This window comes from Marinobacter suaedae, assembly GCF_030519635.1.
GTDB classification, from domain to species: Bacteria; Pseudomonadota; Gammaproteobacteria; order Pseudomonadales; family Oleiphilaceae; genus Marinobacter; species Marinobacter suaedae.
The window spans coordinates 113,944-136,712 of sequence record NZ_JAUMIS010000003.1 but is presented as its reverse complement, the minus strand read 5'-3'; the positions used below and the strand labels follow the sequence as shown (position 1 = coordinate 136,712).

Genomic DNA, 22,769 nt, shown 5'->3' with positions numbered 1-22,769 from the left:
TTCTAGCTTAGATACCGGTAAAAAATCATCTTTTGTACCGCTATTACCGGCTCAGGACAAACCCTCACACCACGGTGCTTCGACTTTCCCTCAATTGCTATAGCGATGCGGTTTCGCTACCTTACGTGCCTAATCCCCAAGTCATATTTTGATCACCTCCGAATTCAACAGAGGACACAGCCCGTTATGGCCCAATACGTATTCAGTATGAATCGCGTCGGCAAGGTGGTACCACCCAAGCGCGAAATCCTCAAAGACATCTCCCTGAGCTTCTTCCCCGGCGCCAAAATCGGTGTTTTGGGTCTGAATGGCGCCGGTAAGTCCACCCTGCTGCGCATCATGGCGGGTGTTGATCAGGATTACATCGGTGAAGCCCGTCCCCAGCCGGGCATCAACGTTGGTTACCTGCCCCAGGAGCCGGAACTGGACGACAACAAAACCGTGAAGGAAATTGTCGACGAGGCGGTTTCCGGCGTCCACGAGGCGCTGGCCGAACTGGACAAGGTTTACGCCGCCTATGCCGAACCGGATGCCGACTTTGACGCTCTGGCCAAGAAGCAGGGCGAACTGGAGGCCTATATCCAGGCCACCGACGGCCACGACATCGAGCGCAAGATGGAAGTCGCCGCCGACGCACTGCGCCTGCCAGCCTGGGACCAGATGGTAAAAAACCTGTCCGGTGGTGAGCGTCGCCGGGTTGCCCTGTGCCGCCTGTTGCTGTCGGGCCCGGACATGCTGCTGCTGGACGAGCCCACCAACCACCTGGACGCCGAATCCGTCGCCTGGCTGGAGCGTTTCCTGCACGACTACGAAGGCACTGTCGTAGCCATTACCCACGACCGTTACTTCCTGGACAACGTCGCCGGCTGGATTCTGGAACTCGACCGGGGCCACGGCATCCCGTTCGAGGGCAACTACAGCCAGTGGCTGGAGAACAAAGAGAAGCGTCTGGAGATGGAAGCCAAGCAGGAAGCCGCCCACCAGAAAGCCATCAAGCACGAGCTTGAGTGGGTGCGCTCCAACGCCAAGGGCCGTCAGTCCAAAAGCAAGGCCCGTCTGGCCCGCTTCGAGGAAATGTCATCCCAGGAATTCCAGAAGCGTAACGAAACCAACGAACTGTACATTCCGCCTGGCCCCCGCCTGGGCGACAAAGTCATCGAGGTGGACGGCATCAGCAAGTCCTTCGACGACCGCCTGCTCTATGAAAACGTCTCGTTCAACGTACCGCCCGGCGCGATTGTCGGCATCATCGGCGGCAACGGGGCCGGCAAGTCCACCCTGTTCCGCATGATCTCCGGCAAGGACCAGCCCGACAGCGGCTCCATCACTGTCGGCGAGACGGTCAAACTGGCCTACGTGGACCAGATGCGCGACCTCGAAGGCGACAAGACCGTCTGGGAAGAACTCAGTGACGGCCAGGACATCATCAAGGTGGGCAACTACGAGACTCCGTCCCGCGCCTATGTTGGCCGCTTCAACTTCAAGGGCTCCGACCAGCAAAAGCGGGTTGGTGATCTGTCCGGTGGGGAGCGCAACCGCCTGCACCTGGCCAAGCTGCTGAAAGCAGGCGGCAACGTTCTGCTGCTGGACGAACCGACCAACGACCTGGACGTGGAAACCCTGCGAGCGCTGGAAGAAGCCCTGCTCAACTTCCCGGGAGCCGCCCTGGTGATCTCCCACGACCGCTGGTTCCTGGACCGCGTCGCCACCCACATCCTGGCGTTCGAGGATGATGGCGAAGTGGTGTACTTCGAAGGTAACTTCAACGAATACGACGAAGACCACAAGAAGCGCAAGGGTGACTCCGCCATGGTGCCCCAGCGCATGAAGTACAAGAAGCTGGCCTGATGGCAAAGACCAAAACGTCATATGTCTGCACCGAATGCGGTGCAGACTACTCCAAGTGGCAAGGCCAGTGCAGTGCCTGCCACGAATGGAACACCATCAGTGAAGTTCGTGGCGTTGGGAGTCAGCCCAAGGGCGCTCGCGGCGCCCGCTTTGAAGGGTTTGCCGGCAGTCTGACCGAAATCCAGAGATTGGATGACGTGAGCCTGGCGGAGCAGCCACGCATCAGCACCGGTATGCAGGAGTTCGACCGGGTACTGGGCGGCGGCCTCGTCGAAGGCTCAGCTGTGCTGATGGGCGGGCACCCCGGCGCGGGTAAAAGCACTCTACTGCTTCAGGCAGTCTGCCATCTGGCGGAAAGCGTGCCGGCTCTGTATGTCACCGGGGAGGAATCCCTGCAGCAAGTCGCCATGCGCGCCAAGCGCCTGGGACTACCCACCAAAGACCTGAAGATGCTGTCCGAAACCAGCGTGGAGCGGGTAATTCAGATTGCCGAGACGGAGAAACCCCGTATTCTGGTGGTCGACAGTATTCAGGTCATGCATATGTCCGACATCGAGTCAGCCCCGGGCTCGGTATCTCAGGTGCGGGAGAGCGCCGCCTTTCTGACCCGCTTCGCCAAGCAAAGCGGCACCATTCTGTTCCTCGTGGGCCATGTTACCAAGGACGGCAGCCTTGCCGGCCCGAAAGTACTGGAACACATGATCGACTGCTCCATCCTGCTGGAAGGTTCCAGTGACAGTCGTTATCGAACCCTGCGGGGCATCAAAAACCGCTTTGGCGCAGTTAACGAGCTTGGCGTGTTCGCCATGCTGGAGCAGGGTCTGAAAGAAGTGAAAAACCCCAGCGCTATTTTTCTCAACCGGGGTGAAGAAGCCGCACCGGGCAGTGTGGTGATGGTGGTGTGGGAAGGCACCCGGCCCATGCTGGTAGAAATCCAGGCGCTCGTGGACATGGCGCAAGGGGGTTACCCCCGCCGCGTGGCCGTGGGCCTGGATCAGAACCGTTTGGCCATGTTGCTGGCCGTTCTGCATCGGCACGGCGGCATGCACGTGTCCGATCAGGACGTGTTCGTCAACGTGGTGGGCGGCGTCAAGGTGGCCGAAACCAGTGCCGATCTGGCGCTGCTGGCATCGATCGTGTCGTCCTTCCGGGATCGCGCGCTGCCACAGGATGTGGTGATTTTCGGTGAGGTGGGCCTGTCTGGCGAAATCCGACCGGTACCCAGCGGCCAGGAACGCATCTACGAAGCGGCCAAGCACGGATTCACCCGCGCCCTGGTGCCAAAAGCCAACGTTCCGAGAAAGCCCATAGAGGGCATGAAGGTAACCGCGGTTACCCGACTGAGTGACGCGCTGGCGGCACTTGAAGAGTTCTGAAAAAAGGCCCTTACGGGCCTTTTTTCGTTAGAGCATGGAAATGAAAAACGCCCCCTATTCGAGCAGGTGAGCGAATTCCCGCTCCAGCAACGCCTGATCCCCGAGGTTTAATTCCACCAACCGCTTCAGGTGGCTCGCACTCTCCAGATCAATGTACTGACACTTGAAACCCAGCCTGTGGGTTTCCACATGTCGCAGGGCCACCGCCATCACGATACCGATCTCGCGATCATTCAGATGGATTATCACTTCACAGGGGTCTTTCAGCGGCACGTCCCACGCGTCCGGCCGCCGAACCAGGACACCCTTGAGAGAGATATCCAGAACCGTCGTTTCCCACACCTCATCCTGCCAGTGCAACTCACAGGGGGCGTCGAATTCGATTCGATGGAAACGGCGTTTTTCCGCGGCTAAGGCTGACAAGGGGCGCTCCTGTTACCTGCGTGGTTTTACCCGACTATAAACCCGCCATCACTATCCTGCCAGCGGCCATTCTGGCGCCTGTTTCACAAATCGAGGAATGGGGTGCAGCCTGACCACACCCCTGCAGCAACCACCAGATTACTGGTGATATTGGGGGCTCAGCTCAACCACCGCCTCGATAAAGGCACCGGCGTGTTCCGGGTCCACGTCCGGCGTAATGCCGTGACCGAGGTTGAAGATATGTCCCGTTCCGGACCCGAAGCGGCGCAGAATGTCGGCAACCTCCTGTCGGATTCGGGCCGGCGGCGCGTACAGCATGGCCGGATCCATGTTGCCCTGCAGGGCAACCCGGTCGCCGATACGGGCACGGGCATTGCCGATGTCTGTAGTCCAGTCCAGTCCAACCGCATCCGCACCGACATCCGCGATGGACTCCAGCCACTGACCACCGTTCTTGGTGAACAGAATCACCGGCACTTTCCGGCCATCGTTTTCACGCTTAAGCCCGGCCACAATCTTCTTCATATAACGAAGCGAAAACTCCTCATAGGCCCAGCTGCTCAGTACCCCACCCCAGGTATCAAAAATCTGCACCGCCTGGGCACCCGCATCGATCTGGCCGTTCAGGTAATCAATGACCGAGTCCGCCAGATGATCCAGCAACCGGTGCATGACTTCGGGCTGGCCATACATCAATTTCTTGGCCTCACGGAAGTCCTTGGACGAACCTCCCTCGATCATATAGGTGGCCAGGGTCCAGGGACTGCCGGAGAAACCGATCAACGGAACCCGCCCACCGAGCGCGCCACGAATGGTCGACACCGCATTCATCACGTAATCAAGATCGACTGTCGCATTCAGCGCCGGCAAGGCGTCTACATCGGCTTCGGAGCGGATGGTTCTCTTGAACTTGGGGCCTTCGCCGGTTTCGAAATACAGGCCCAGACCCAGTGCATCGGGAATGGTCAGAATGTCCGAGAACAGGATCGCTGCGTCCAGTGGGTAGCGCTCCAGCGGCTGAAGCGTGACCTCACAGGCCAGCTCCGTATTCTTGCACAGGCTGAGGAAGTCGCCGGCCTTGGCCCGGGTCGCCCGGTATTCCGGCAGGTATCGTCCGGCCTGACGCATCATCCACACAGGGGTACGGTCCACAGGCTGGCGCATCAGCGCGCGCAGAAAGCGATCGTTCTTCAACTCAGTCATAGACATTCCAGCATTCCTGGTCGGTGAGTGGTTCTATCCGAATGGGGAGCAATGATACCCCGTTTGCAGCAATAAAAAAGGGCGGCTTACCACGAGTAAGCCGCCCTTTTGGTCTTCTGGCCGGAATCAGACTTCGAGGTAGTCCAGAATACCTTCGGCCGCCTGGCGCCCTTCCCAGATGGCCGTGACCACCAGGTCGGAACCGCGAACCATATCGCCACCCGCAAAGATCTTCGGATTGCTCGTTTGGAACGCGTACGCAGCTTCCTCCGGTGCTTCCACACGTCCGGAATCGTCGGTACGGACGTTCATCTCGTCAAACCAGTCCGCCGGGCTGGGGCGGAAACCGAAGGCGACCAGTACCGCGTCCGCAGGAATCACCTCCTCACTGCCCGGCACAACTTCAGGGCGACGACGACCATTCTCATCCGGATCGCCCAGACGCGTGGACACCACCTTCACACCTTCCACCTGATCCTCACCAATAATGGCGATGGGCTGACGGTTGAACAGGAATTTCACCCCTTCTTCCTTCGCGTTGGCTACTTCTCGACGGGAACCCGGCATGTTCTCTTCGTCCCGCCGGTAGGCACAGGTCACACTCTCGGCCTGCTGACGGATAGAGGTTCGGTTGCAGTCCATCGCGGTATCACCACCACCAAGAACCACCACGCGCTTGCCCTTCATATCAATGAAGTCAGCCGTGTCCTCTTCAAAACCGAGACGGCGGTTCACGTTGGAAACCAGGAATGGCAGGGCATCGTAAACGCCAGGCAGGTTCTCACCGGGGAAGCCGCCTTTCATGTAGGTGTAGGTGCCCATGCCCATAAAGACCGCATCGTACTCATCGATGATGTCCTGAAGCATGACATCCTTACCCACCTCGGTGGACAGGCGGAATTCCACGCCCATTTCTTCGAATACCTGACGACGACGGCTCATCACCGACTTTTCCAGCTTGAACTCAGGGATACCGAAAGTCAGCAGGCCGCCGATTTCCGGGTAGCGGTCAAACACCACGGGCTTGACGCCGTTACGCACCAGAATGTCCGCACAGCCCAACCCTGCTGGGCCGGCACCAATAACCGCGACCTTCTTGTCGGTCCACTTGACCGACGACATGTCGGGCTTCCAGCCCAAGGCGAACGCGGTATCAGTGATGTACTTCTCCACCGACCCGATGGTCACCGCGCCGTAGCCGTCATTCAGCGTACAGGCACCTTCACACAGGCGATCCTGTGGGCACACGCGACCACAAACCTCGGGCAGTGAGTTGGTCTGGTGGCACAGCTCCACCGCTTTCATCACATTGCCCTCGGACACCAGCTTCAGCCAGTTGGGAATGTAGTTGTGTACCGGGCATTTCCATTCACAGTAGGGGTTGCCACACGCCAGACAGCGATGCGCCTGGGAAGACGCGGCGCCAGCCGTGAAAGGATGATAAATCTCACCAAACTCCTGCTTGCGCTTTCTGGCAGGGACTTTTTTCGGGTCAACCCGGCCAACCTCAACAAACTGGAAGTCGTTACTCAGTCGTTCTTTCATCTTGCTACTCTCATCAGCTCAATTTCGACCAGGGCGGCCGTCCATAGGCCACCCTTAAACCCTGTCTTACCGGGAGACCTTATTCCGGTCTTGCCCGGGTGCTAGCCAGCAGGCTGCGCAGGTTGGCAGCCTTGGGTTTAACCAGCCAGAAACGGCCGATGTAATCTTCGAAATTTTCAAGGATGTGCGCGGCCCACTCACTGCCGGTTTCCGAGATGTGCTCACGGATGACACCACGCAGGTGGTTCCGGTAGGACTCCATGTCTTCACTTGAAATCCTCTGGATCTCCACGAGTTCGTGGTTGTACTTGTCAACAAACGTGTTGTTGCGGTCCAGCACGTAGGCGAAGCCACCGGTCATACCGGCGCCGAAGTTGTGGCCGGTATTGCCCAGCACAGTCACCAGTCCGCCGGTCATGTACTCACAACAATGGTCCCCAGCGCCTTCAACGACGGCGTGGGCTCCGGAGTTACGTACCGCGAAACGCTCGCCCGCGGTGCCAGCGGCGAACAATTTGCCTCCGGTTGCACCATACAGGCAGGTGTTACCGACAATGGACGTTTCCTGAGTCTTGAACTCGCTGCCACGGGGCGGCTTCACCACCAGCTTGCCGCCGGTCATGCCCTTGCCCACGTAGTCGTTGGCGTCACCCTCAAGAATCAGGTTCAGACCACCGACGTTCCACACACCGAAACTCTGGCCGGCCGTACCGGTCAGGTCCAGGGTGATCGGCGCGTCCGCCATACCCTGATTACCGTGCCGAGCGGCAATCTCACCAGAAAGACGGGCACCGATTGAGCGATCGCAATTGGTCACTTTGTAGGACCAGGCACCGCCGGAGGTGTTCTCAATGGCGGTCGCCGTGTCCTTGATCATCTGCTCAGCCAAGGCGCCCCTGTCGAACGGATGGTTGTGCTCGACCTGACAGGTATGCGGCTTGTCGGCCGGAATGTGGTCATTGGACAGCAACCGGGACAGATCCAGTTTCTTCTGGCGCTCGGTATTGCCAGGCAGGCATTCCAGCAGGTCGACACGACCGACCAGCTCTTCCAGAGTCCGGACACCCAGCTTGGCCATCCATTCACGGGTTTCTTCCGCTACGAAACGGAAGAAGTTCATGGCCATTTCAACCGTGCCCTTGAAATGCTCTTCCCGCAGATGCTCGTTCTGGGTTGCCACACCGGTTGCACAGTTGTTCAGGTGACAGATACGCAGGTACTTACAACCCAGCGCCACCATCGGTGTGGTGCCGAAGCCGAAGCTTTCCGCACCCAGAATGGCCGCCTTCACCACATCCAGACCGGTCTTGATCCCACCGTCCGTCTGCAGGCGAATCTTGCCCCGCAGGTCGTTGGCACGGAGGGCCTGATGGGTCTCGGTCAGCCCCAGCTCCCAGGGAGAGCCGGCATAGCGGATCGATGTCAGCGGGCTCGCGGCAGTACCACCGTCGTAACCGGAAACGGTGATCAGGTCCGCGTAGGCCTTGGCCACGCCCGCGGCAATGGTGCCGACGCCCGGCTCAGACACCAGCTTCACCGATACCAGCGCATCCGGATTGACCTGCTTGAGGTCAAAAATCAGCTGGGCCAGATCCTCGATCGAGTAGATGTCGTGGTGCGGGGGCGGCGAAATCAGGGTGACGCCCGGTACCGAGTAACGCAGGCGAGCGATCAGGTCGTTCACCTTGCCACCCGGCAACTGGCCACCCTCACCCGGCTTGGCACCCTGAGCCACTTTGATCTGCATGACATCGGCACTGCGCAGGTATTCGGCGGTCACACCGAAACGCCCCGAAGCCACCTGTTTGATCTTGGAACGCTTTTCAGTGCCATGGCGAGCCGGATCCTCGCCACCCTCACCGGAGTTGGAGCGTCCACCAAGGGTGTTCATCGCCACAGCCAACGCTTCGTGGGCTTCGGGTGACAGAGCACCAAGGGACATCGCGGCCGAGTCGAAACGCGGGAAGATCTTCTCCACCGGCTCAACATCCGACAGGTCAATTTGCGTCACGTCCTTGCGCAGGGACAACAGGTCCCGCAACGTAGCCACCGGGCGCTCGTTAACCAGCGCCGCGTATTCCTTGTAGTGACCGTAATTGCCATTAGTCACAGCCTCCTGCAGTTTGGCAACCACATCAGGATTGAAGGCGTGATATTCCTGCCCGTGCACGTACTTGAGCAAACCTCCCGGAGTGATCGGTTTGCGGGAACTCCGGGCCAGAGCCGCCAACTGCTCCTGATCCTGCTGAAAATCGAAGAAGCCAGCGCCCTGGATTCGGCTGGGCACGCCCTTGAAGCACAGATCCACCACCTCATCAGCCAGACCAATGGCTTCGAACAGCTGGGCACCCCGATAGGAGGTAATGGTTGAGATACCCATCTTGGACAGGATTTTCAGCAGCCCCTTGTTGATGCCTCGACGGTAATTGTTCTTGGCCTCGATCGGGTCCATCAGCATTTCGCCGGTACGGATCAAATCGTTCAACACCTGGTAGGCCAGGTAGGGGTACACGGCGGTCGCACCGAAGCCAAACAAAACCGCGAACTGATGGGGATCCCGGGCCCAGCCGGTTTCCACCAGCAGGTTGGAATCACAACGCAGGCCACGCTCAACCAGATGGTGATGCACAGCACCGGTAGCCATCAACGAGTTAATCGGCAGTTCGCCGTCCTTGAGCTCCCGGTCTGTCAGGACCAGAATCACCTTGCCATCCCGAACGGCCTGCTCGGCCTGTTCGCAGATGCCCCGGATAGCGCCTTCAAGGCCAAGTTCAGGACGGTAACTCAGGTGAATGTTGGCGACTTCGAAACCTGGCCGCCCGTTGTTGACAACTTTCAGGAACTTGGCCGGAGACAAAACCGGCGTCGACAGAATGATCCGGTTCGCGTGCTCTGCGGTTTCCTGAAACACATTCTGTTCAACGCCGAGGCAGGTCTCCAGCGACATAACGATGGATTCCCGCAGCGGATCGATCGCCGGATTGGTTACCTGGGCAAACTTCTGCCGGAAATAATCACCGACATGGCGCACCTTGCTGGAGAGCACAGCCATGGGCGTATCGTCACCCATGGAGCCAACCGCCTCCTGACCACTCTCGGCCAACGGACGCAGGACCTGATCCCGCTCCTCAAAAGACACATTGAACATCTTCTGGTGAACCAGAAGATCGTCAGGATCCATCAGTTTGAATTCCGGAGTCTGCTGATTCAAAGTGGTTTCTACACGCAGACCGTTCTGGCGCAACCAGCTCCGGTAGGGCTGGGCTGTCTTCAGACGCTGGTCGATGTCATCGGTGTGCAGCACCTGGCCGGTTTCGGTATCCACCACGAGCATCTGACCCGGGCCCACCCGGCCTTTGGCAACCACATCGTCCGGCTGGTAATCGTAGGTCCCGATTTCAGACGCCAGGGTAATGAAATCATCCTTGGTGATGACCCAGCGAGCCGGGCGCAGGCCGTTACGGTCGAGCATACACAACGCATAGCGACCATCGGACATAACCAACCCGGCAGGGCCATCCCAGGGCTCCATGTGCATGGAGTTGTACTCGTAGAAAGCGCGCAGCTCCGGGTCCATGCTATCGACGTTCTGCCAGGCAGGCGGAATCATCATGCGAACAGCGCGGAACAGTTCTACACCACCGGCCAGAAGGATCTCCAGCATGTTGTCCATACTGGAAGAATCAGAACCGGTCAGGTTAACCAGCGGCTGCAGGGTCTGCAGGTCTGGCAGCTCCGGTGAGCTGAACTTGGCCGCGCGGGCGATGGCCCAGTTACGGTTGCCGTCGATGGTGTTGATTTCACCGTTATGGGCCAGGTAGCGAAACGGCTGGGCCAGTGGCCAGCGCGGCATGGTGTTGGTGGAAAAGCGCTGGTGGAACACACAGATGGCGGTCTGCAAGTCCGGGTCGCCGAGATCTTTGTAGAAGTTGGCGAGGTCCGCCGGCATCATCAGGCCTTTATAGGCCAGTGTGCGATGGGACAGACTGCAGATGTAGAACTCTGAATCATCGGCCATGTCCCGCTCAGCGTGACGACGGCCAACAAACAGGCTGATGGCGAACTCTTTTTCCGCTTTCCCCGCCGGGACCACGAACACCTGCTCGATTCGGGGCAGGCAATCCAAGGCCATTGGCCCCAGACAGCTAACATCGACCGGCACTTCTCGCCAGCCCATGATTTCCAGCCCCTGCTCGACCAGGCGTTTTTCAACGGCAGCCCGTCCAGCCTCTGCTTTGCTCTCGTCCTGATTCAGAAACACCTGCCCTACCGCAAAGACATCGCCGGGTTCTTTGCCAAAGGCGGCCTTGGCAGCCTTCCGCAAGAAGGCGTCCGGACTCTGAATCAGCAGGCCACAACCATCGCCAGTCTTACCATCGGCAGCAATACCGCCACGATGGGTCATGCACGTCAGCGACTCGATGGCAGTTTGCAGTAACTTGTGACTGGCCTCGCCTTTCATATGGGCGATCAAGCCGAAGCCACAGTTGTCCCTGAATTCTTCGGGATGATACAAACCTGTCATCATAAGCGTACTCTCGCGTAGATATGCTTTTCAATCAGAGGGTTAGCCGCTAAAGGGCCAACTAACCACCCTCTGACACTGAAAATAAGGGGGCTGGCCATTTTACACACGTAGAAATACGTACTCAAATGGCAGCATGCTTTATTCTGCGGAGTTCGGCGCATTTGCGCCTCTCGAACGGGGTTTAGACCCGGGAATCGGAAAGTTTTTGCCAAGCAGGTTCAAAGCGCTGCAGCACGGCGGACTCAGGGAGCATCGTTTAGCTGGTCTCTTGTGTGCAACAAGCGAATCTGATGGACGCCCAAGGCAGCCAAATCCGGACCAATCGGCTCTGCCGTCTGATCGATGCCTGCGAATGCAGGCGGGGCGATTCACTGCGTACCGATTCCAGGGGATTGGCGCGCAAGCCAAGTCGCTCCTGCAACCGGGGAAAACACCATCGGTACCTCAGGTATTGAGACGATCCTCTGTCACAAGGCTTCCCTGTCAGCGATTTTCACTACGCGCGGTTCGATGCCGCTACCAACGAAAACCTAGCGACAAAACTTCGCCAGGGTTTCGGTCAGGTTTTCCGGTTTGGAATCTGCGGTCACCACGGCCTGACCGACATGAGCCAGCAAGACCAGCCGAAGCTTGCCGTCGATATTTTTTTTGTCGACCGCCATCAAGGCCATAAAGTCATCAGGGCTCATCCCCTCCGGCGGTCGAGCGGGCAATCCCGCACGACGAACAATGTCTCTGACACGACGCTCATCGGCATCAGAGATCATACCTTCCCGGGCAGAAAGATCGGCGGCCATGATCATGCCGGTACCGACCGCCTCACCATGAAGCCAGTTACCGTAGCCAGCAAAGGTTTCGATGGCGTGACCGAAGGTGTGACCGAGATTCAAAATAGCGCGCAGCCCACCTTCTCTTTCGTCCAGAGCAACCACTTCGGCCTTGCAACGGCATGAGCGGTAAATGGCTTCAGCGAGCGCTTCAGAATCAAGTGCCACTAGGCGCTCCATTTCAGCTTCTAGCCAAGCGAGAAAATCCAGATCGCGGATCAGGCCATACTTGATGACCTCAGCCAGGCCCGCAGAAACTTCCCTGGACGGCAGAGTCGTCAGGCTGGCGGTATCGATGAGCACGACGTCGGGCTGGTGGAAAGCCCCGATCATATTCTTGCCAAGGGGATGGTTAATGCCCGTCTTTCCTCCCACCGATGAATCAACCTGTGATAGCAGGGTGGTCGGGATTTGAATGAAAGGCACTCCACGCTGGTAGCAGGCTGCCGCGAAACCGGTCATGTCTCCCACAACCCCCCCACCGAGGGCTACCAGTGTGGTCTTTCGGCTATGACGCTTTTCCAACAAAGCATCGAAAATTCGGTTGAGTGTCCCCCAGTCCTTGTATTGCTCACCATCAGGCAAGACGACAGTGTCTACCTGAAGGCCGGGGAAGCTCCGGATCGCACGCTCAAGATACAGCGGAGCCACGGTTTCGTTGGTCACGATCATCACCTGGCTGCCGCCAACCCAAGGTGTCAGATCGTAGTTTCCCAGCAACTGTTGACCAATGACGATCGGATAACTCCGATCTCCCAGATCCACGTTCAGCTCATGGAGAATCCTAGACATGGTGGCGCCCCTCCTTATGAACCTTGCGTTTGTGCCTGGGAGTCTTGGGGTTCAATCTGTTCACGAGCTGCCGAACGACAAGACGGGGGCTCTTCCGGTCTGTTTGCATCACGATGTCTGCCAACCCGGTATACAGAGGGTCCCGAATTGAAAAGAGTTTCCTCAAAACCGCCTCAGGATCCTCATTTTGCAGAAGAGGACGATTCCGGTCTTTACGTGTGCGCTCGACCTGCTGCTCGATAGACGTTCTCAGATAAATGACGACCGCGTCCTGTTTGAGAACCTCCCGGTTTTCCGGTCGCATAATCGCGCCCCCACCGGTGGCCAGGACAGCCTGATCTTGTTCCGCAAGCTCGCGGAGCATGGCGGTTTCCCGCTGACGGAAACCGTCCTCCCCTTCCACATCAAAGATCCAGGGAATATTCGCCCCACAACGCTCCTCGATAATGCGGTCCGAATCCATAAACTGATAACCCAGTTCCTTGGCGAGGAGGCGACCGATCGTACTTTTCCCTGCCCCCATGGGGCCAACCAGGACAACGCGCTTGGGCAATGACATGACTTCCGCTCGATGGTTTTTCAGGTCGCTGAGAATAGCACAGGGCAACAATTTCCCTAAATAACCCTTCTCGTTAGAACACCTCTGTCACACAAAAAAGCCGCCGGTTTTACGCGGCGGCTTTTTTGCTCAGAGCATTTACTGAATAAGATCGCTCTTGATGATCTTAGGAGTGATGAAGATCAGCAACTCACTGCGTTCATCAATATGCTCGGTACGCTTGAACAGGCGTCCAAGGTATGGGATGTCACCGAGGAACGGTGTTTTGGTAGTTTGGGTCGCAACCTCGGACTGGAAGATACCGCCAAGCACGACCGTTTCGCCATTACCCACCAGCACCTGAGTGGTCACTGAGTTGGTATTAATGGAGGGGATACCTGCTGTAACCTCACCGCGGGAGTCCTGATTGACCACCAGGTCCATGATGATCTTGTCGTCCGGCGTAATCTGCGGGGTGACTTCCAGAGACAGTACCGCTTCCTTGAAGGATACGGACGTTGCACCACTGGAAGAGGCTTCCTGGTATGGAATCTCCTCACCTGACTTGATAGACGCGGTCTGACGGTCAGCTGTCACAACTCGCGGCTGGGAAACCACCTCGGCCTGGCCGTCGCTTTCCAGCGCAGACAACTCGAGGTCCACCAGGAAGTCGTCACTACCCCAGCCGATGGCAAAGGATGAGGCTCCCTCCTTAGAAACACCGAGGTCGACCGCCAAAGCACCTGGAAAAGTAATGGTGTCATTATTACCGGCTGCAGCCTGACGCGCTTCTTCAACGGTGCCCTGTGAGCCCCCGATGGCAAACACATTGTCGCCACTCACATTGTAAGCTGCGCCACCCCAGCGAATCCCAAGGTCTTCAGCAACATTGGTCTGTGCACGAACGATACGGGCTTCGATAGAAACCTGCCGAACCGGCACATCCCAAGTTGAGACGAGACGGCGGATTTCTTCCAGATTTTCGGCGGTCTCACGAACGCTGATGGTGTTAGTGCGGTTGTCAGAAGACACAAAACCTCGATCGGAGATTAGCTCCTGGTCTGCTTCGATCAAAGCAACAACATCAGCAGCTTTTGCGTAGTTAACTTGAATAATCTCAAGACGTACCGGTGCAAGCTCTGCAATTTGCTTATTGGTTTCAAGTTCAAGCTTTTCGCGGGCAGCGATTTCGTCAGCCGGAGCAACAAGAAGGACGTTACCGATCTGACGCTTATCCAGACCCTTGGTTTTCAGAATCAGGTCCAGAGCCTGATCCCAGGGAACATTCTGAAGACGGAGCGTGATGCTTCCGCCAACCGTGTCACTGGCCACCAGGTTCAGTCCGGTGAAATCAGCAATCAACTGGAGAACAGAGCGGACCTCAATGTCCTGGAAGTTCAGGGACAGCTTGTCGCCAGTGTATGGGAACTTCTCTTCGCGACGAGCTTCAGCTTCTTCTTCGCTCAGCTGTTCAACACTCACCGTGAACTCGCTTCCAGACTGATAAGCGATGTAGTCGTAGCTTCCTTCCGGACGAATCTCAACCACGGCATTACCACCTTCCATGAAGGTATCGACGCGGTGTACAGGGGTTGCAAAGTCCGTCACATCCAGGCGGCGGCGCAGATTTTCCGGAACGGACAGGCCGGACATGGTCAGTCGGATCTTACCAGCCTGCTCGGCAAGATCGACGGAAGTGCGCTCGCTACCCAGGTCAACAATGACCCGGCCTTCCCCATCCTTGCCTCTGCGAAAATCGACGCCCGCCAGGGTATCTGCGCGACGAGGCGAACTGGAGGCAACTGCTGACGAGGTTGCGGCGACAGCAGGTTGCGCTGTGGATGAGTCACCACCAATGGTCAGAACCAGCGAGTTGCCGCTTCTTACGGTGTCGTAGGGGGCTAGTTCAATCAGGTTGAAAATCAGCCGGGTACGATCTTTGGTTTCAACCACCGTCATACTCTGGGCGTTTCCCGAACCCAGCGGAATGCTACGCGTATCCAGCCCGCTCGTTGTGCCCTGCAAATCCACCGCGATCCGTGCAGGACGCTCGATGGTGTATCCGGTTGGCGTCGGGGGCTGACCGTCAAAGGCCAACGTGACCTCGAGGCGCTCTCCCGGCAGCGACGAGAATGAAACGTCTTCCAGCGTGACCGCGTGAGCCAGGCTCGACAACAGCCCCAGAGTGATCACGCCGACGTATACATTGAGTTTCTTAAACATCGCTAGCCTCGACCCCAAACTTTTTTGTTCATGCATTTTTCTTACGATTATCATTATGCCGCTCCCTAGCCTTCCTCTCCGTCCAATGTCATGGAGCGCGGACGTTCTATCCAACCACCCTGACCATTCGGAACGATTTCGAGCAACTCGACCCGGGTTTCATTCAAGCCGACAATTCGGCCGTAATTCTGTCCCATATAATTGCCGGTCCGAACACGATGGATACCTCCTGCGTCGTCCCTTATCAGGGCATAAAGAGAGCCAGAGGTCCCTCGGAGAGTACCGACCATAGCAAGCTCTTTCAGGTTAAAGGTTTCCAGCACTTCTTTAGGCCGATCCAGATCAGGCTCGACCTGACTATCTGGCTGCTGTTCTGCCATGGTGAGCTGCACATCAATGGGAGCCTCAAAAGGTGCCCTTCGATCCGCGGCCGAATAAGTGAAAGCCTCATAAGCCTTGAACTCGGGAAGCGGCTCAACGTGCCCGCGGGGCTTTGCCCGGGTATCCGCCATGAATTTGTCTAGATCGGAGAAACCACTGCCTTGCGTGCACGCCGTCATCAGAGATACCAGGCATACACCCAGCCAGGCTTTTCCTGCATGCTTTACTGCCATGCTCATTCTCCAGCCCGGTAGCGATAAGTGCGCGCAACAACCTGCATATCAAGCTGCTCGGCATCTTCGCTAGTTGGTTTGATAGTTAAGTCGTGCAAGGTCACGATGCGCGGCAGACTCGCAACACTGCTCACGAAAGACGCAAGCTCGTGATAAGTGCCCGATACACGAATGTCGATCGGCAACTCAGCATAGAAATCCCGCTGCTGCTCTGGCTGCAGCTCTACTTCCCGTAAAGCCAACCCGCTGCCCAGCGCCGTATTGGTGATGTCTTCCAGCAAGCCCGGGACCTCCGTCTCACTCGGCAACTGCCGAACCAAAGCGCCAAAGGTCTCTTCCATCTCCGCCATCTGGGCCTTGAACACCTCCAGATTGGCGACGCGATAGGCCTTCTGTTCGTATTGCTGCCGTAGCTCCTGCTCCTTTTGCTCCACCCTCTCCAGCTGCGCGTACTTGTCCTTCACGAAGAACCAGTAACCGCCTCCCAGAATCAGGCCAAACACGATCAGAGCAAAAATAAACTTGACCGGTGCAGGCCAAATACCAGCGTTATTGAAGTCGAGATCATTCAGATCCAACTCGTTCAAACTTTTCATTGAGTCCGCGAGGCTCATTACTTCTCCTCCCCTTCGGGCTCCGGCGTCTTTTGTTTCACCGACAGGTTAAACTGACTGTACCCGGCTTTCTTGCTGTCTGCTTCCAAGACGTTGGAAAGGCTCGGATCCGCGAACCAGTCCGACTCTTCAAAACGGCGCATCAAAGATGAAATCCGGCCGTTGGACTCGGCCATCCCCACGATTTCAACCGTGTCGCCGGTCTTCTCCAACTCGGTGTAAAAAAGGCCATCCGGCAATGTTCTGACCATTTCATCAAAGACACGGACGATAACCGGGCGTTTCCCCTGAAGATCCTGAATCACCTGCATACGAGCCAGCAATTCATCGCGCTTTCGCTTGAGGTCCTCGATTTCCTTGATCTGCTTATCGAGCTGTTTCATCGCGGTTTCGATGTAGGCATTTCGCGACTGCTGATGGGCGATTCGACCATCCACATCGGATACCCACAAAAACGCGAGGCCTGCCGCGATAATGGCGGCACCGAAGATCATGACAACGAACTGTTTCTGCTTTTCTGCCCTTAGCTCTTCACGCCAGGGCCGGAGGTTTATCCTTGTCATCAGTCGAAGCTCCTCATTGCCAAACCGCAGGCAATCATCAGTGAGGGGGCATCGTTACCGAGGGTGGACGCATTAACCTTGGAGCCCACTGCCATATCCGCAAAGGGGTTTGCGACCAACGTAGGCGTTGCCGTTTTTTCTTCGACCATTTCTGTCAGCCCCTGTATAGAGGCAGTACCACCTGCCAGAATCACATAGTCGACCGCATTGTATTGACTGGCGCCAAAGAAAAACTGCAGCGCCCGGGCCACCTGTTGCACAACGGCTTCACGGAACGGGCCGAGCACTTCAGACTCATAGTCATCCGGCAATCCGCCCTGCTTCTTGGCCAGGCCGGCCTCTTCCTGGGAAAGACCGTATCGACGCTGGATCTCTTCGGTCAACTGCTTACCACCGAAAATCTGCTCTCGCGTGTAAACGGTCTTGCCGCCAGCGAGAACACTGAGGGTTGTCATCGTCGCGCCTATATCAACGATCGCAACAACCAGCTCTTCGCCCTGGGAATCGAGTTGTGGTTCAAGTAACGAATAAGCGCGTTCAAGTGCGTAGGCCTCAACGTCCACCACCTTGGTGGAAAGACCTGCAATTTCCAGCGCATCCTCACGAATATCGACGTTTTCTTTCCGGCACGCCGCCAGAAGCACATCGACCTGGTCTGGGTTGGTTTCGGAAGTCCCTTGAACTTCGAAATCGATGGCAACTTCATCAAGGGGATAAGGAATGTACTGATCGGCCTCGAGGGCGATCTGATCTTCCATTTCAAATTCGTTAAGCCCGGCGTCCATCTGGATGATCTTGGTGATCACCGCAGAGCCGGATACCGCTACTGCAACCTGCTTCACCCCGGTGCGCGACTTTGACGCCACCTTGTTCAACGCTTCGCCGACGGCCTCAACGTCAGTGACATTCTTTTCGACCACGGCGTTCGCCGGTAACGGCTCCACCGCATAACTTTCGACCTTGAATCGGTCGCCCTGCTTTGACAGTTCCAAAAGCTTGACTGAACTTGAACTTACGTCCACGCCCAGCACTGCACTGGATTTCTTTCCAAACAATCCGAACACGCGCTCACCTTAATACCTGGTCAGACAACACCGGTGTCGTTATTTATGTGTTTTTTATTTAAGAGAATTTCTTTTGTTTTCCGTCTACAATGGCCTTCCTTAAATGAGAAGCATTGCACCAGCGAAGGTAACCTTCATAACCTAAAGCAATTTCTCAAATAATAGCCCTATATCCAACAGTTGTCAGAAAAAAATGTCACATTTGCTGCGTACATCTCGTGTTTTAGCCTGGTTATTTTTCACCGGACTGAGTGTCGCCATCATCGTAACCTCAGGCTTTTACCTTTATCTCCGCCCCGGACTCCCGGCCGTGGAACAACTTCTTGATATCAAGTTGCAAACACCGCTTCGGATCTACAGCAAAGACAGCAGATTAATAGCAGAATTCGGGGAAAAGAGAAGGGCACCTATCACAATCGAACAGATCCCAACAATTCAGTTACAAGCCTTTATGGCCGCGGAGGACGCACGTTTTTACGAGCACTTCGGTGTGGACATCAAAGGCTTGGCGCGGGCTGCCATCGAACTGATATCTACCGGATCCATCCAGTCCGGCGGTAGCACCATCACCATGCAGGTTGCAAAAAATTACTTCCTGTCACGGGATCGAACATTTATCCGTAAGTTCAACGAGATACTCCTTGCTCTTCAGATCGAACGCGAGCTGACTAAAAATCAGATTCTCGAGCTGTACCTGAACAAGATCTATCTGGGCAACCGCGCCTATGGCATTGCAGCGGCAGCCCAGGTGTATTACGACAAGCCCATCAACGAGCTGTCACTTGCCCAGATGGCGATGCTCGCAGGCCTTCCAAAGGCCCCCTCCGCCTTTAACCCTCTGGCGAACCCAGAGCGGGCGCTTATTCGCCGCAACTGGATCATTGGCCGCATGCGCGATCTCGGATACATCACCGAAGACGCCCATGAGCTCGCCACCTCTGCACCCCTAACCGCCAGCTACAACGCCACCGATGTCGAGGTCGACGCCGATTACGTGGCCGAAATGGCGAGATCCGAACTGGTTCGTCGCTACGGTGAAGGCGCCTACACCGACGGCTATGTAGTGACACTCACGGTGGACAGCAACAACCAGCAGACAGCCACCAACGCCCTGCGCGCCGGCCTTGAAGCCTATGACCGCCGCCACGGCTTCCGGGGCCCCATAGGGCAGATCGACCAGGAAACTCTCGACAGCCAGGAGGCGTCCGACCTTGTCTTGAACTACCCCTACGTCGCCTCACTGACTCCAGCATTGGTCACTGAGGTGAACGACGAGAACCTGCAAGCAAAAGTACACGCCCGGGGTATCGGCGACGCCATCATGCCCTTTGAAACCATGACCTGGGCGCAGCGCTTCAAGACCGAAGACCTGCGCGGCCCCAGCCCGGAGAAACCTTCGGATGTGCTGGCCGCTGGCGATGTAATCTACGTCCACTACCGCAGCGAAGAGCCAGAAAACAGGGAGACCCCCACGCTTCCCTCGGTATCGCTGGCACAGGTACCCCGGGTCGAGGGAGCCCTGATCTCCCTGAACGCTCAAACCGGAGCCATCGAGGCGCTTGCGGGCGGCTACAGCTTCCGGCAGAGCAAGTACAATCGCGCGACCCAGGCGAAGCGGCAGCCCGGCTCCACGTTCAAGCCGTTCCTGTACTTGACCGCCCTGGAGAACGGAATAACGCCCGCCACCGTTTACAATGACGCCCCCATTGTCTTTGAAGACGACGAACTGGAAACAGCCTGGCGCCCACAAAACTCTTCAGGGCAGTTTTATGGCCCGACACGCCTGAGGGAAGCCCTCTACCGCTCCCGAAATATTGTATCGATCCGCCTGTTGAGAGATGTTGGCATCGAAAACACCCTGGACTACCTCAGGCAACTGAAGATCCCTGCCGATAACATGCCAGAAAACCTGTCGCTCTCGCTCGGAAGCGGTCAACTGTCACCGATGGAACTGGCCCGGGGTTTTGCCGTTATCGCCAACGGCGGCTTTGATGTCTCCCCCTACCTCATCGAACGCATCGAAGATGCCAACGGAGACACCCTCTATAACGCACCTGAAACGGTCTTATGCGATGAGGCCTGCATAAAGCAACAAACCGAACAACCTGAAAACCCGGAACCTCTCATTGCGATCACCGAGAACACAGAAGGGAATTTAACAGAAAGCACCGCACCGAAAGACGAACCAACGGCAAAGGAAGAGGGCGGCAAAATTGAAAGCCCGGACACGCGCTATATGATGCGCCTGGCCGATGAAAGATCCGTCTACATCCTGCACTCGATGATGCAGGACGTCATTCGCATGGGTACCGGTAGACGAGCCCTGGCACTGGGACGTTCGGACATTGCGGGCAAAACCGGGACCACCAACGAACAGAAGGACACCTGGTTTGGAGGTTTCAACCACAAGATCGCCACCACAGCCTGGGTGGGCTTCGACCAACCAGCACCACTGGGAAGACGCGAGTTCGGCGCAAGCACCGCACTGCCTATCTGGATCGACTATATGAAAGTCGCACTTGATGGCATGCCTGCGGCCACCATGCCTCGCCCGAACGGGATTGTTAACATCCGGATCAACCCGGAAACAGGCAAGCGGGCCCGTCCAGGTGAAGAAGGCGTGTTCGAACTGTTTCGCGAAGAGGACGCGCCTGCGCCCATTACCGCCGAAGAAAACTCTACGAGCGGCAACGGTGACAGCGAAGACCTGTCCCGGCAGATCTTCTAGGCAGTCACACCACGAAGCGCAGACATAAAAAAAACCGGCGGGAATTCCGCCGGTTTTTTTTATTTCCCAGAAACGACTTAAATGATGTCGTCCATGGATTTCAGCGGGTAATGAGCCGGGTATGGATGACGTGCCACACCGGAGTCTACCGCAGCGCGAGCGACGGCCGCAGGAACAACTTCCAGCAGGCGAACATCCATTGGCTTAGGAATGATGTATTCCTTGCCAAACTCGAAGCTGTCGACACCATAGGCTTCACAGATTTCCTGAGGCACGGGCTCTTTGGCCAGCTCACGGATAGCGTGCACTGCTGCAACCTTCATTTCTTCATTGATTGCGGTAGCACGCACATCAAGCGCACCACGGAAGATGAAGGGGAAGCCAAGCACATTATTCACCTGGTTCGGGTAATCCGACCGACCAGTCGCCATGATTAAATCGTCGCGGGCGGCCAAAGCCACTTCCGGACTGATCTCGGGATCCGGATTGGAACACGCGAAAACGATGGGGTTTGGCGCCATTTTCTTGAGCTGGTCAGCCGTCAGCAGGTCCGGACCGGACAAGCCGAGGAATACATCTGCGCCGTCGATGGCATCATCCAGAGTGCGCTTGTCCGTTTCGTTAGCGAACATCGCCTTATACTGATTCAGATCATCACGACCTGAGTGAATCACACCCTTCCGATCCAGCATGTAGATATTTTCAGAGCGGACACCGCAGCTGATCAGCAGCTTCATACAGGCAATCGCCGCCGCGCCAGCACCCAGACAAACGACCTTGGCCTCATCAATTTTCTTTCCCTGAAGTTCGAGCGCGTTAATCATGCCAGCAGCCGTAACGATGGCTGTACCATGCTGATCATCGTGAAAAATAGGCACACTGCACTTTTCAATCAGAGCACGCTCAACCTCGAAGCACTCAGGTGCCTTGATATCTTCCAGGTTGATACCACCGAAGGTATCCGCGATACGCTCAACCGTTTCGATAAATGCCTGAGGACTTTCGGAGTTCACCTCAATATCAAATACATCGATACCAGCAAAGCGCTTGAACAGTACGCCTTTGCCTTCCATGACTGGCTTACTCGCCAGAGGACCCAGGTTACCCAGGCCAAGAATCGCCGAGCCATCAGAGATTACGGCCACCAGGTTGCCCTTGGCGGTATATTTGTATGCATTCTCCGGGTCTTTTGCGATCTCGCGGACCGGTTCGGCAACCCCGGGGCTATACGCCAACGACAGATCACGGGACGTTTTGGTTGGCTTGGTGATTTCAACACTCAGCTTACCTGCCCGCGGCTTGGCGTGGTATTCAAGGGCCGCTTCTTTCAGATCTTGAGACATTGCCACTGTTCCGTTTGTCACGTTTAATTAGGTCATTAACCGCAGGGACTCCACCCTCCGGAGCGCGCCATTATGGCCCGCTGCCTGATAAACAACAAGTCTCGCTGCAGAGTTTTGTGAGGCCTCAATAGTTACTACTACCTACCCAGAATCACGGCACACACTTCTGTCAGGCACAAAAAAAGCGCCCCGCGGGGCGCTTTTCGTAAGCGTTGGTGCTATCAGGCTTTCTTGCCGCCGATACGACCACCAAAACGCTTCTGGAACCGGTCGATACGACCGCCGGTGTCCATAACCTTCTGCTTGCCAGTGTAGAACGGATGACACTGAGAACAAACGTCCAGCTGCAGGTCATGACCAACAGTAGAGCGGGTCTTGATTACATTACCGCAAGAGCAGGTAGCGGTAACGTCTTCATACTTTGGGTGAATACCTTCTTTCATGGCGAACCTCTTTAGGTCATGCCGCTACCCAATCGCCGTCTACTAACAACAGACCAGAGCGTCAGGCACCGCATGTTTGAACCAATGTAAAAGACAG

16 protein-coding genes are annotated in these 22,769 nt (G+C 56.7%); 3 read left to right on the top strand and 13 right to left on the bottom strand.

Annotation, left to right across the window (positions count from 1 at the left end; genetic code table 11):
* The first annotated feature begins 186 nt into the window (after positions 1-186).
* Positions 187-1,848, top strand: coding sequence for an energy-dependent translational throttle protein EttA (gene ettA, locus QVZ43_RS16160; RefSeq protein ID WP_302910743.1), 1,662 nt, complete (start codon positions 187-189; stop codon positions 1,846-1,848).
* The gene (gene radA, locus QVZ43_RS16155) at positions 1,848-3,224 is read left to right on the top strand and encodes a DNA repair protein RadA (protein ID WP_302910742.1); all 1,377 of its coding nucleotides are present in this window, start codon (positions 1,848-1,850) and stop codon (positions 3,222-3,224) included. Before ettA ends, radA begins: the two co-directional genes overlap by 1 nt.
* A 54-nt stretch (positions 3,225-3,278) precedes the next feature.
* Here the strand turns inward: radA and QVZ43_RS16150 are convergent, their stop codons facing one another.
* The 11 genes from QVZ43_RS16150 to QVZ43_RS16100 form a co-directional block, all read right to left on the bottom strand.
* Positions 3,279-3,647, bottom strand: a complete 369-nt coding sequence (locus QVZ43_RS16150) for a PilZ domain-containing protein (protein ID WP_302910741.1) — start codon at positions 3,645-3,647, stop codon at positions 3,279-3,281.
* Positions 3,648-3,785: 138 nt separating this feature from the next.
* Positions 3,786-4,850: a uroporphyrinogen decarboxylase gene (hemE, locus tag QVZ43_RS16145; RefSeq protein ID WP_302910777.1), complete on the bottom strand. Its 1,065-nt coding sequence runs from the start codon at positions 4,848-4,850 to the stop codon at positions 3,786-3,788.
* A 126-nt stretch (positions 4,851-4,976) separates the two neighbouring features.
* Entirely contained in the window at positions 4,977-6,395 is a 1,419-nt protein-coding gene (locus QVZ43_RS16140; RefSeq protein ID WP_302910740.1) for an FAD-dependent oxidoreductase, read from the bottom strand.
* A 79-nt stretch (positions 6,396-6,474) separates the two neighbouring features.
* Positions 6,475-10,923: a glutamate synthase large subunit gene (gene gltB, locus QVZ43_RS16135; RefSeq protein ID WP_302910739.1), complete on the bottom strand. Its 4,449-nt coding sequence runs from the start codon at positions 10,921-10,923 to the stop codon at positions 6,475-6,477.
* 530 nt (positions 10,924-11,453) lie between these two features.
* Positions 11,454-12,542 carry a 3-dehydroquinate synthase gene (gene aroB / locus QVZ43_RS16130; protein WP_302910738.1) on the bottom strand — a complete coding sequence of 363 codons (1,089 nt, stop codon included), beginning with the start codon at positions 12,540-12,542 and terminating at the stop codon, positions 11,454-11,456.
* Positions 12,535-13,101, bottom strand: a complete 567-nt coding sequence (gene aroK / locus QVZ43_RS16125; RefSeq protein ID WP_302910737.1) for a shikimate kinase AroK — start codon at positions 13,099-13,101, stop codon at positions 12,535-12,537. The genes aroB and aroK overlap by 8 nt, the downstream gene beginning before the upstream one ends.
* Before the next feature lie 138 nt (positions 13,102-13,239).
* Positions 13,240-15,303: a type IV pilus secretin PilQ gene (locus QVZ43_RS16120; protein ID WP_302910736.1), complete on the bottom strand. Its 2,064-nt coding sequence runs from the start codon at positions 15,301-15,303 to the stop codon at positions 13,240-13,242.
* 65 nt (positions 15,304-15,368) lie between these two features.
* Positions 15,369-15,917, bottom strand: coding sequence for a pilus assembly protein PilP (locus QVZ43_RS16115; RefSeq protein ID WP_302910735.1), 549 nt, complete (start codon positions 15,915-15,917; stop codon positions 15,369-15,371).
* Positions 15,918-15,919: 2 nt separating this feature from the next.
* Positions 15,920-16,531 (bottom strand): type IV pilus inner membrane component PilO, encoded by a 612-nt coding sequence (locus tag QVZ43_RS16110; protein ID WP_223795661.1) that lies wholly within the window; start codon positions 16,529-16,531, stop codon positions 15,920-15,922.
* On the bottom strand, positions 16,531-17,094 hold the full coding sequence (locus tag QVZ43_RS16105) for a PilN domain-containing protein (protein WP_302910734.1): 564 nt from the start codon (positions 17,092-17,094) through the stop codon (positions 16,531-16,533). The genes QVZ43_RS16110 and QVZ43_RS16105 overlap by 1 nt, the downstream gene beginning before the upstream one ends.
* Positions 17,094-18,158, bottom strand: a complete 1,065-nt coding sequence (locus tag QVZ43_RS16100; RefSeq protein ID WP_302910733.1) for a pilus assembly protein PilM — start codon at positions 18,156-18,158, stop codon at positions 17,094-17,096. The genes QVZ43_RS16105 and QVZ43_RS16100 overlap by 1 nt, the downstream gene beginning before the upstream one ends.
* A 193-nt stretch (positions 18,159-18,351) precedes the next feature.
* Here QVZ43_RS16100 and QVZ43_RS16095 point away from each other — a divergent pair, with 193 nt between their 5' ends.
* Positions 18,352-20,886, top strand: a complete 2,535-nt coding sequence (locus QVZ43_RS16095; RefSeq protein WP_302910732.1) for a penicillin-binding protein 1A — start codon at positions 18,352-18,354, stop codon at positions 20,884-20,886.
* A gap of 77 nt (positions 20,887-20,963) precedes the next feature.
* On the opposite strand, the gene QVZ43_RS16090 is transcribed toward QVZ43_RS16095, so the two are convergent.
* Together QVZ43_RS16090 and rpmE are read right to left on the bottom strand one after the other, a co-directional pair.
* Positions 20,964-22,229, bottom strand: coding sequence for a malic enzyme-like NAD(P)-binding protein (locus QVZ43_RS16090; RefSeq protein WP_223795665.1), 1,266 nt, complete (start codon positions 22,227-22,229; stop codon positions 20,964-20,966).
* Between the two features lie 221 nt (positions 22,230-22,450).
* Positions 22,451-22,672, bottom strand: coding sequence for a 50S ribosomal protein L31 (gene rpmE / locus QVZ43_RS16085; RefSeq protein ID WP_223795666.1), 222 nt, complete (start codon positions 22,670-22,672; stop codon positions 22,451-22,453).
* Between the last annotated feature and the right edge of the window lie 97 nt (positions 22,673-22,769).

Bases quoted from the DNA above. Each gene is read 5' to 3' on its own strand.
- rpmE (WP_223795666.1), bottom strand. From the start codon at position 22,672: ATGAAAGAAGGTATTCACCCAAAGTATGAAGACGTTACCGCTACCTGC.
- QVZ43_RS16110 (WP_223795661.1), bottom strand. From the start codon at position 16,531: ATGAGCCTCGCGGACTCAATGAAAAGTTTGAACGAGTTGGATCTGAAT.
- QVZ43_RS16115 (WP_302910735.1), bottom strand. From the start codon at position 15,917: ATGGCAGTAAAGCATGCAGGAAAAGCCTGGCTGGGTGTATGCCTGGTA.
- aroB (WP_302910738.1), bottom strand. From the start codon at position 12,542: ATGTCTAGGATTCTCCATGAGCTGAACGTGGATCTGGGAGATCGGAGT.
- gltB (WP_302910739.1), bottom strand. From the start codon at position 10,923: ATGATGACAGGTTTGTATCATCCCGAAGAATTCAGGGACAACTGTGGC.
- radA (WP_302910742.1), top strand. From the start codon at position 1,848: ATGGCAAAGACCAAAACGTCATATGTCTGCACCGAATGCGGTGCAGAC.
- QVZ43_RS16095 (WP_302910732.1), top strand. From the start codon at position 18,352: ATGTCACATTTGCTGCGTACATCTCGTGTTTTAGCCTGGTTATTTTTC.
- hemE (WP_302910777.1), bottom strand. From the start codon at position 4,850: ATGACTGAGTTGAAGAACGATCGCTTTCTGCGCGCGCTGATGCGCCAG.
- QVZ43_RS16105 (WP_302910734.1), bottom strand. From the start codon at position 17,094: ATGACAAGGATAAACCTCCGGCCCTGGCGTGAAGAGCTAAGGGCAGAA.
- ettA (WP_302910743.1), top strand. From the start codon at position 187: ATGGCCCAATACGTATTCAGTATGAATCGCGTCGGCAAGGTGGTACCA.
- aroK (WP_302910737.1), bottom strand. From the start codon at position 13,101: ATGTCATTGCCCAAGCGCGTTGTCCTGGTTGGCCCCATGGGGGCAGGG.
- QVZ43_RS16140 (WP_302910740.1), bottom strand. From the start codon at position 6,395: ATGAAAGAACGACTGAGTAACGACTTCCAGTTTGTTGAGGTTGGCCGG.
- QVZ43_RS16090 (WP_223795665.1), bottom strand. From the start codon at position 22,229: ATGTCTCAAGATCTGAAAGAAGCGGCCCTTGAATACCACGCCAAGCCG.
- QVZ43_RS16120 (WP_302910736.1), bottom strand. From the start codon at position 15,303: ATGTTTAAGAAACTCAATGTATACGTCGGCGTGATCACTCTGGGGCTG.